We start from the raw sequence: 10,046 nt of genomic DNA on the forward strand, positions 1-10,046 counted from the left end.
ACGCCTAGTCTGGTGCGCATGACGAACCCCTTCGGTGAGGTCGGTACCGCGAAGTACGTCCTGTTGACCACGTTCACCAAGGACGGCACCCCCAAGCCGACGCCCATCTGGGCCGCCCTGGACGGCGAGGAGTTGCTCATGTGGACGCAGCGGGAGTCGTGGAAGGTCAAGCGGATTCGAAACACCCCGCGCGTCACCGTTGCCACCTGCGACCGTAGCGGCAACAACGCCGGACCCGCGCTCGAGGCCACCGCGGAGGTTCTCGACGACGCCGGGACCGAACGGACGCGGAAGGCCATCGCCGCCAAGTACGGCCTGGTGGGGAAGATCGGTGTCACCTTCTCCGCCCTGGTCAAGGGCAAGTCGAGCACCGTGGGTCTGGCCGTCCGCCGCGCGTGAGCGGTCAGCGCGCCGCGCTGATGCCCCCTAGCGCGCCGCGCTGACCGACGACATGTGGAAGTCCGGGACGCGCAGCGGCGGCATGGCCGCGCGGGTGAACCAGTCCGACCACTCGCGCGGGAGCGTGGGGACGGTCGCACCCGCCTCGGTGGCTCGCCGGAGCAGGTCGAGCGGGCTCTCGTTGAAGCGGAAGTTGTTGACCTCCGCCGTGATCCGGCCGTCCTCGACGAGGTAGACCCCGTCGCGCGTCAGTCCGGTGAGCAGCATCGTCGTCGGATCGACCTCGCGGATGTACCAGAGCGTCGTCAGCAGCAGGCCACGCTCGGTGCGGGCGACCAGGTCGTCCATCGTTCCCCCGGTGCCGCCGGTCATGACGAGGTTGTCGCCCAGCGCGGTCGGGCGGGTACCGAACTCCGCGGCCGCGCTACGCGGATAGGCCAGCGCGGAGATCACGCCGTCGTCGATCCACTCGACGCGCTCGGCGTCCACACCGTTGTCGAACACCGACACCGAGTCCGACGAGGACTCGGCGACCACGAAGGGCGCGTATTCGAGGCCCGGTTCGGCCGGGTCGGAGTACAGCGTCAGGCCGAGTGTGCCCAGCCGCTCGCCGACGCGAGTGCCACCGCCGGGCGCGGACAGTGCGGTTCGGCCCTCCTGCGCACCGCGCCCGTCCATCGACCACATGAGGTCGATCATGAGATCCGCGACCGCCGACGGCGGCAGGATCGTCTCGTAGCGACCCGCCGACAGCTCGACCCGCCGCGCGGACCAGTCGAGGCGCCGGGACAGCTCCGCCAACATCCCGTCGACGTCCAGGCCGACGAAGTCCCGCGTGTGCGTACCCACCCAGGCGCTGGCGCCGTCCAACAGCCCGCCCCGCTTGCCGTTGATCTCGAACGACCCCGTGGGTTCGACGGTGCGTCGGCGCACGCCGGTGGAGGTGCCGAGCCACAGAGTGCGCACGGTGTGCCGGGCGAATCCGTAGAGCGCGTCGGCGCCGTCGAATCCCCGGGCGAGACCGGGCACGATCGACTCGAACACCTCGATGCTGCTGCGGGCGGCCACGTCGCCCCAGCCGGCGTCCGGTTGCTCACCGGCGATCAGCGCCACCGCGTCCGAGGCCGGGGGAGCGGTGCGCGCCGCGTCCTCGGCGGCGCGGACCACGGCGACGACGTCGTCGGGATCGGCGCTGGTCGACGACACCGTGCCCACCCTCGTCGTCTCGCCGTCGCGCACGATGGACACCACCGTCCACGCCCGACTGTCGGCGATGCCGTTGGTGGTCATGGAGTTTCCTGCCCAGCGCAGCGACGATTCGGAGACGTCGGCGACCAGCACGACGGTGTCGCTCACGGTCGCGGCGAGCAGGGCACGCTCGACCAGGTCGTGTCCGGCGAGAACCACGGGTGCGCTCATCGGTCACCCTCCGTTCTGGTGTTGAGGACGTTCACGCCGCGGAACAGCGCGGCCGGGCATCCGTGCGAGACCGCCGCCACCTGACCGGGTTGGGCCTTGCCGCAGTTGAAGGCGCCACCGAGGCGCCACGTCGACGGTCCACCGACCGCCTCCATCGAGCCCCAGAACTCCGTCGTCGTCGCCTGGTACGCGAGGTCGCGGACCTGCCCCGCCAACCGGCCGTTCTCGATGCGGAAGAAGCGCTGGCCGGTGAACTGGAAGTTGTAGCGCTGCATGTCGATCGACCACGACTTGTCCCCGACGACGTAGACGCCGTGCTCGACGTCGGCGATGAGATCGTCGACGGTCCGATCGACCGCCGGATCGGGCTGCAACGACACGTTGGCCATCCGCTGGATCGGCACGTGCTGCGCCGAGTCGGCGTAGGAGCACCCGTTGGACCGGTCCAGTCCGAGACGGTGGGCGAACACGCGATCCAGCTGGTAGCCCACCAGGACGCCGTCCCGCACCAGGTCCCACGACTGCGCGGCCACACCGTCGTCGTCCCAGCCCACCGTGGCCAGGCCGTGCGGCTCGGTGCGGTCGGCGGTGACGTGCATGACCGGACTGCCGTACTGCAGCGTGCCGAGGCGATCGGGCGTCGCGAAGGACGTGCCCGCGTAGGCCGCCTCGTAGCCGATCGCGCGGTCGTACTCCGTGGCGTGGCCGATCGACTCGTGGATGGTCAACCACAGATTCGTCGGGTCGATCACCAGATCCGTCGGTCCCGGCTCGACCCCCGGTGCGGCGATCTTCTCGCGCAACCAGTCCGGGATCCGCGCGAGCTCGTCGTCCCAGTCCCACAGACCGTCCGGGCCGGCGCCGTCGCCCACCAGGTACTCCCAGCCCCGACCGGTCGGCGGCGCGAGCGTGCGCATCGAGTCGAACCCCGCGTCCCCGCCCACGGACACCGCCTCGAGCTGAGGGTGCAGTCGCACGCGCTGCTGGGTGATGCGGGAGCCCGCCAGATCGGCGTAGAACGTCTGCTCCTTGACCTGCTGCACCGACGCGGTCACGTGATCGACCCCGTCCGCCGCGGACAGGCGAGCGGACCAGTCGGCCAGCAGGTCGGTCTTCTCCGCCGTCGGCACCTCGAACGGGTCGATCGCATAGTCGCTCACCCGCACGGCGTTCTCGTACACCGGCTCCGGCGCCAGGATCACCGGGTCCCGGTTCAAATCCCGCAGCGCCAACGCGACCCGGACCGCGGCGCTCGCCGTCGCCACCGCGTCGTCGACGCGCAGCCCGGCACCGGACGCGAACCCCCACGTGCCGTCCACGACCACGCGCACGGCCAGGCCCACCGCGCGGCCGTCGACCGCCGACTGCACCGCGCCGTCGCGCAGATGCAGGGACTGCGTGAGCACGCGGTGCACGCGCAGATCCGCGTGGGTGGCGCCCGCCGCCCGGGCCGCGGTGAGGGCCGCGTCCGCGAGGGCGTGCAGGGGGAGAGCCAGGAAATCGGCGTCGACGTCTCTCACCGGCGTCACGCTAGCCGAACTGTTGCCACCCGAGACGGATGACGAGGGCCACGACCACCACCAGCAGCACGACACGCACGAAGCCGGCGCCGCGCGCCAGCGCCATCCGCGATCCGACTACGGACCCCGCGACGTTCGCCGCCGCCATGGCGAAGCCCAGCGCCCACAACACGTCGACCGTCAACGAGAAGAACGCCAGTGCCCCGAGGTTGGACCCGAGGTTGATCACCTTTGCCATCGCCGCGCTGCGCACGAACTCGGTCCCCAGCAGGGTGGCGAAGGCGATGATGAGGAACGTTCCGGTCCCCGGCCCGAGGATGCCGTCGTAGAACCCGATCGCCACAGCGGCCGTGATCACCACGACCGTGATGCGACGACGGGTCGGCGGCTCGCCGATCACCACTCCCACCGTCGGACGCGCCGTCACCAGGATCGCGACACCGACCAGCACGACCAGCACGATGGGGACGAAGAGGTCCTTGTCGATCAGACCGACCACCGCGGCCCCGCACGCCGACCCGGCCGCGGCGAGCATTCCGGCCGGCGCCATCAGCCGCCACCGAAGTGGGACCTTGCGGGCGAACGTCACCACCGCGGCGGACGTCCCGGCCACCGCGGCAAGCTTGTTGGTGGCGAGGATCGTCTGCTGCGTGGTCGCCGCGGGGGTCACCAGCAACAGGGCGGGCAGCAGGATCAACCCACCGCCGCCCACGACGGCGTCCACCCAGCCGGCGGCGAGGGCGGCCGCGAGCAGCACCGACCAGTCACCGACTCCCATGCGGGTCATTCGATCACAGCTAGAGTTCGACTCCGATGCGCCCGCTCACCACCTGGTTCCGGTCCCACCCGTTCGCGGCGGACGGCCTGCTCGCCGCCGCGCTCTTCGCGCTGGAGCTCACCGGCCTGGCGGGCGTCGGTGAACCCGTGGTCACCGTCGCCCTCGCCCTGGCGCTGGCGACGGCCCTCGCCTGGCGTCGCCGCGCCCCGCTGGTGAGCGCCTGGGCGATCTATGCACTGCTCGTGCTCGGCATCGTCGCCGACCGCATCGTGCGGTTCTCCGACGCGCCGCCGCCGGGCCAGCTCTTCGCCGTGGTCATGCTCTACACGCTCGTGCTCTACCGAGACCGGCGCCTCGCGGCCCTGTACGCGGCCGCGCTCCTCGTGGCGGAACTGGCCTCGCGGCTCGTCCTCGGGACGGACTTCGTCTTCACCGCGTTCTTCTTGCTGCTCTACCTGCTCGCCTGGATCACCGCCGCGTACCTCGGCGCGCGCCGCGCGTACATCACCGAGGTCAGCGCCCGGCTCGCCGTGGCGGAGGCCGACCGGGACCGGCGGGCCGTCGACGCCGTCTCCGCCGAACGCACCCGCATCGCGCGCGAACTCCACGATGTCGTCGCCCACGCGGTCAGCGTCATGATCGTCCAGGCGGACGGAGCCGGGTACGCCCTCCGCGCCGACCCGGACCGCGCCGAGGCCGCGCTGCGCAACATCTCCGCCACGGGCCGGTCCGCCCTCGCCGAACTGCGTCGCACCGTCGCCCTCCTGCGCACCGACGACGCCGGGACCGCCCACCCGGAGTACGGCACGGCCGCCCTCGCCCGGGTCGTCGAGATGATGCGCGCGGCCGGACTCACCGTCTCGATGGAGATGACCGGCGACCTCGACGCCGTGCCCCCGTCGATCGCGCTCGGCGTCCACCGCGTGGTCCAGGAGTCGCTCACCAACGCCCTCCGGCACGGCGGGGATCGGCCGCGCGCGGCCGTCGTCGTCACGCGGGCGGACGACGCGGTGACGGTCTCGGTGACCAACACCCCGCGTCGACCGGGGGCGACCCCGCCGCCGGACACCGCGGTGCCGGGCGTCGAACTCGCCGGCAGCGGGTCGGGATTCGGGGTGATCGGCATGCGCGAACGGGTGGCCGTGCTCGGGGGCGACCTTCAGGCCGGCTCCCTCCCCGCCGGCGGTTGGCGGGTGCGAGCCGTCCTGCCGCTCGATCCGGCGGACACCCCGGCGCAGAAGAGTCTCGGGGCATGACAGGGTGTCCGGCATGACGGTGTCGGTGCTGGTGGTCGACGATCAGGAACTGATGCGTATGGGCTTGTCGATGGTCCTCGGGGCGCAGGCCGACCTCGAGGTCGTCGGCGAGGCCGCCGACGGGGCCTCGGCCCTCTCGGCGGTAGAGCGGCTCCGTCCCGACGTGGTGCTGATGGACGTGCGCATGCCGGGTCTCGACGGGGTCCGCGCCACCGAGCGCATCACGGCGGATCACCCCGACGTCCGGGTCGTCGTGATGACCACCTTCGATCTCGACGAGCACGCGCTGGGCGCGCTGCGGGCGGGCGCCAGCGGATTCCTGCTCAAGGACACGCCGCCGGAGGACCTGGTCTCCGCGATCCGCAGCGTCGCGGCCGGGGACGCCGTCGTCTCGCCGCGCGTGACCCGTCGGCTGCTGAGCAACCTCATCGCCGAACCCCCCGCCGAGCCCCGACCGAGTCCCGAGATCGACTCGCTCACCGACCGCGAACGCGAGGTGCTTCTGCTGATCGCGGCGGGGAAGTCCAACGCCGAGATCGCGGCCGAGTTGGTTCTGTCGGAGGCCACCGTGAAGACCCACGTGGGCCGCGTCCTGGCCAAACTGGGGTTGCGCGACCGGGTGCAGGCCGTGGTGCTGGCGTACGAGCGCGGGCTGGTGCGGCCGGGCGCCTGACTCGGGAGGCCGTGACTCGGGAGAAAATGACATCGCTCGTGCGTTGACCGGACATGCCGCTGCTCACGTTCGTCCTGTACCTCGTGGTGGAGGTCGCCGCCCTGGTGTGGCTGGCCTCGACCGTCGGAATTCTCTGGACCGTGGTGACGGTCCTCGGACTCTCCGTCCTGGGCGTGATCGCCATGCGATCCCAGGGTCGGCGGGTGCTCGGGGAACTGCGCGCCGCGAACGGGCGACGGGTGCGCGGCCCGGCGGACGCGGCGGCCTCGGCCGGCGCCGTCACCGACGGCGCACTGGTCGCGATCGGGTCGGTGCTGCTGCTGATCCCGGGTCTGGTGTCGTCCGTTCTCGGCCTGCTGCTCATGATCCCACTGACTCGTGCGGTCCTGCGGCCGGTGGTCGCGCGGGTCGCCGCGCGCCGCGTCGAGACCCTGGTCGCGTCGGGTCGGCTGGTGACCACGCGGAGCCGATTCCGGTCCGGTCACGTCGTCATCGACGGCGACGTCGTGGCCGAGCCGACCGACCCCCGGCCGCAGTCGACCCCGCGGGTCATCGAGGGCACCGTGATCGACACCACCCCGGAGGCCGACGGGCGATGACCCGACGATCCGTCGCCTCGGCGTGGACGGGCAGACTGGGCTCGTGAGCACGCAACTCCTCGTCGGCGGACGGATCTACAGCCCCACCAATCCGGACGCGACGGCCATGGCCGTCACCGACGGCACCGTCTCCTGGATCGGCGAGGACCGACCGGCACGCGCCCTGCACCCGGACGCCGACATCGTCGACCTGGCCGGCGCATTCGTCGCTCCCGCCTTCGTCGACACGCACGTGCACACCACGGCGACCGGTCTCGCCCTGATCGGACTGGACCTCGGCTCCGCCGCGTCGCTGGCGGAGTGCCTCGACCGCGTGCGTCGGTATGCCGCCGATCACGCGGACGCCGTGCTCTGGGGGCAGAACTGGGACGAGACGGCGTGGCCCGAGCAGCGGCCGCCGACCACCACGGAACTCGAGGACGCGGCGCCGGGGCGCGCGCTCTACCTCACGCGCATCGACGCCCACTCGGCGGTGTGCTCGGCCGCGCTCCGGCGCGCCGCGGGGGTGAACGCCGCCTCCGACGCGCCCGTCGTCGCGGACGACCATCACGCCGTGCGCCGCGCCGCACGCGCGATGCTGACCTCCGCCGACCGTCACCGCGCCCGCGTCGCCGCCCTCGACCTCGCCGCCTCCCGCGGCGTGGTCGCCGTGCACGAGTGCGCCGGGCCGGACGTGTCCGGCCGCGAGGACCTGCGGGAACTGCTGGATCTGAACCACGGGGTGGAAGTCCGGGCCTACTGGGGCGAGGCCGTCCGCACGGCCGACGAGGCGCGGGACCTGCTGGCCGCCACCGGCGCCCACGCTCTGGGCGGAGACCTCTTCGTCGACGGATCGATCGGCTCGCACACCGCGTGGCTGCACGAGCCGTATTCCGACGCCGCGGGACACGGTCTGTCCTACCTCGACACGGACGCAATCGCGGCCCACCTCGCCGCCTGCACCGAGGCGACGATCCAGGCCGGGTTCCACGTGATCGGCGACGCCGCCACGAGCGCCGTCGTCGAGGCGATCGAACGCGTCGCCGCCGACCTCGGCGGGCCCGCCGTCGCCGGTCGAGGACACCGGCTCGAGCACCTCGAGATGGTCACTCCCGAGCACGCGGCCGTGCTGGGCGCCCGCGGGATCGTTGCGAGCGTGCAGCCGGTCTTCGACGCCTACTGGGGCGGCGAGAACGGGATGTACGCGACCCGTCTCGGTGCCGACCGCGCTCGTGCGCTGAACCCGCTCGCGCTCCTCGCGTCCGCCGGGGTGTCGCTGGCGCTGGGCTCCGACTCGCCGGTGACCCCGCTCGATCCGTGGGCCGGCATCCGGGCCGCCGTCCACCACCGGACCGCGGGGAGCGCGATCTCCCCGCGCGCGGCCTTCGCCGCCGCCACCCGCGGGGCCTGGCGCGCCGGCGGAGTCCGCGACGGTGTCGCCGGCACGCTGGTGGCCGGTGCGCCCGCGAGCTACGCGGTGTGGGACGTCGACGAGCTGGTGGTCAGTGCCCCGAAGGACTCGGTGCAGCGGTGGTCGACCGATCCCCGCTCGCGCGTGCCCGCGTTGCCGCGACTCGACGACGCCGCCCGCGCCCCGCGCTGCCTGCGCACGGTCCACCGCGGCGTCACGGTGTTCGCCTCGTGACCCTGCTCGTCCGCATCCTCGCGTCCGCCGCAGCCGGCGTTCTCCTGTTCCTCTCCTTCCCGCCGCGCACCCTGTGGTTCCTCGCTCCGGTGGCGATCGCTCTCGTCGTGCTGACTCTGACCCTGCCCGGACGCGACGGGCGCACGCCGGGACTACGAGCGGGCGCTCTGCTCGGCGCCGTGTTCGGACTCGGCTTCTTCCTGCCCCTGCTGCCGTGGATCGGGGAGTACGTCGGCCCGGTGCCGTGGATCGCGCTGTCGGTCGCCGAGTCGGTGTTCCTCGCCCTGTTCGGCGTGCTCGTCGTCCTCGTGGCGCGGTTGCCGTTCGCGACGCTGTGGATCGCGGCCGCCTGGTCCGCCACCGAGTGGCTGCGCAGCACCGTGCCGTTCGGCGGGTTCCCCTGGGGCCGACTGGCGTTCGGGCAGTCCGAGTCTGTGCTGCTGCCGATCGCCGCGGTGGGCGGAGCCCCGCTGCTGTCCTTCGCGGTGGCGCTGATCGGCACCGCACTCGCGGCGGTGGTGACGGCGGCCCCGGGACGATCCCGACGGTCCGCCGGACGTCGGCGGACGGTGGCCGTCGGGCTGATCGTCGTGATCGCGGTGCCGGCCGTCGGCCTCGCCCTGCGGCCGACGCTCGCCGGCCCGACGGACGGCGACCGGACGGTCGTCGTCGCCGCCATCCAGGGCAGCGTGCCCCGGCTGGGGCTCGACTTCAACGCGCAACGACGGCAAGTGCTGGACAACCACGTCCGGGAGACCCTGCGCCTGGCCGACGAGGTCGACGCCGGGCGCAGTCCACGTCCCGACGTGGTCGTGTGGCCGGAAAACGCCTCCGACGTCGATCCGACGCGGGACCGCACCGCGGGGGACGAGATCTCCGCCGCGTCCGTCCGGATCGGCGCGCCGATCCTGGTGGGTGCGGTGCTCGCCAACGCGGACGGGACCAGCACCAACTCCGTTCTGGTGTGGGACGGTGCGGCCGGGCCGGGGGAGCGGCACGACAAGAAGATCGTCCAACCGTTCGGCGAGTACCTGCCGTACCGGAGCTTCTTCCGGCTGTTCTCCTCCTACGCCGATTCGGCCGGCAACTTCGTCCCCGGCAGCGGCGACGGCGTCGTGCATCTACCCGACGCCGGCGCGTCCGGTGAGGCCGATGCGGTGGCGCTCGCCGTCGGAGTCGCCACCTGCTACGAGGTGGCGTTCGACCGCGCCCCCGCCGAGGCGGTGGCGGCCGGCGCGCAGATCCTCGCGGTCCCCACCAACAACGCCACGTTCGGCGACACCGAGATGACCTACCAGCAGTTGGCGATGTCGCGGGTGCGGGCGGTCGAGCACTCCCGGACCGTCGTGGTGGCCGCGACGAGTGGGGTGAGCGCGATCGTCGCCCCGGACGGGACGGTGACGTCCCGCACCGCGCTGTTCGACGCCGACCATCTCGTCGCCACCGTCGGCGTGCGCTCGACCCTCACCCCGGCGACCACGTGGGGTGCCCGAGTCGAGGCGCTGCTGGTGATCGTCGGCGCTGCGGCGGCCGTCGTCGGTGCCGTGCGGACGGTGCGACGTCGGCGGGAACCGGGACCGGGTCCGAACAAAAACGACTAGTACTCCTCGGACGTCGTTCGGTCCCCGTTCATGTAACAATTCACCGGTCGAATCCGACGAAACAAGTGAGAAGTCACCAATCCATCACCCCGGCTGGCGCGAATTACCGACCAAGAGTCCTGTTACCGCCGACGGGGAGAACTACATCCGATAAGTCAGCCAGCACCACCACGTACG

The 10,046-nt window shown here is 72.4% G+C and carries 9 protein-coding genes; 6 read left to right on the plus strand and 3 right to left on the minus strand.

Going from position 1 to position 10,046, the window contains the following annotated elements; translation table 11 throughout:
• Positions 1-18 precede the first annotated feature (18 nt).
• Complete coding sequence (locus A3Q40_RS08615) at positions 19-399, plus strand: PPOX class F420-dependent oxidoreductase (protein ID WP_068101363.1); 381 nt, start codon at positions 19-21, stop codon at positions 397-399.
• A gap of 27 nt (positions 400-426) precedes the next feature.
• On the opposite strand, the gene A3Q40_RS08620 is transcribed toward A3Q40_RS08615, so the two are convergent.
• The 3 genes from A3Q40_RS08620 to A3Q40_RS08630 are packed head-to-tail and all read right to left on the minus strand — an operon-like array spanning position 427 to position 4,116.
• Complete coding sequence (locus A3Q40_RS08620; protein ID WP_068101368.1) at positions 427-1,818, minus strand: metallopeptidase TldD-related protein; 1,392 nt, start codon at positions 1,816-1,818, stop codon at positions 427-429.
• Positions 1,815-3,347 (minus strand): TldD/PmbA family protein, encoded by a 1,533-nt coding sequence (locus A3Q40_RS08625; RefSeq protein ID WP_068101370.1) that lies wholly within the window; start codon positions 3,345-3,347, stop codon positions 1,815-1,817. The genes A3Q40_RS08620 and A3Q40_RS08625 overlap by 4 nt, the downstream gene beginning before the upstream one ends.
• A 1-nt stretch (position 3,348) precedes the next feature.
• Positions 3,349-4,116 carry a TSUP family transporter gene (locus A3Q40_RS08630; protein ID WP_068105690.1) on the minus strand — a complete coding sequence of 256 codons (768 nt, stop codon included), beginning with the start codon at positions 4,114-4,116 and terminating at the stop codon, positions 3,349-3,351.
• A gap of 35 nt (positions 4,117-4,151) precedes the next feature.
• Here A3Q40_RS08630 and A3Q40_RS08635 point away from each other — a divergent pair, with 35 nt between their 5' ends.
• From A3Q40_RS08635 to lnt, 5 genes are read left to right on the plus strand one after another with little or no spacing between them, the layout of a single operon-like run.
• On the plus strand, positions 4,152-5,372 hold the full coding sequence (locus tag A3Q40_RS08635) for a sensor histidine kinase (RefSeq protein WP_068101375.1): 1,221 nt from the start codon (positions 4,152-4,154) through the stop codon (positions 5,370-5,372).
• A gap of 13 nt (positions 5,373-5,385) precedes the next feature.
• Positions 5,386-6,045 carry a response regulator gene (locus A3Q40_RS08640; RefSeq protein WP_068101378.1) on the plus strand — a complete coding sequence of 220 codons (660 nt, stop codon included), beginning with the start codon at positions 5,386-5,388 and terminating at the stop codon, positions 6,043-6,045.
• Between the two features lie 53 nt (positions 6,046-6,098).
• Positions 6,099-6,644 carry an FxsA family protein gene (locus A3Q40_RS08645; RefSeq protein ID WP_068101381.1) on the plus strand — a complete coding sequence of 182 codons (546 nt, stop codon included), beginning with the start codon at positions 6,099-6,101 and terminating at the stop codon, positions 6,642-6,644.
• 43 nt (positions 6,645-6,687) lie between these two features.
• Positions 6,688-8,268, plus strand: a complete 1,581-nt coding sequence (locus tag A3Q40_RS08650) for an amidohydrolase (RefSeq protein ID WP_068105691.1) — start codon at positions 6,688-6,690, stop codon at positions 8,266-8,268.
• Between the two features lie 2 nt (positions 8,269-8,270).
• On the plus strand, positions 8,271-9,869 hold the full coding sequence (gene lnt / locus A3Q40_RS08655; protein ID WP_082834112.1) for an apolipoprotein N-acyltransferase: 1,599 nt from the start codon (positions 8,271-8,273) through the stop codon (positions 9,867-9,869).
• Positions 9,870-10,046 lie beyond the last annotated feature (177 nt).

It is taken from the genome of Rhodococcus sp. PBTS 1 (assembly GCF_001620025.1).
GTDB lineage: Bacteria > Actinomycetota > Actinomycetes > Mycobacteriales > Mycobacteriaceae > Rhodococcoides > Rhodococcoides kroppenstedtii.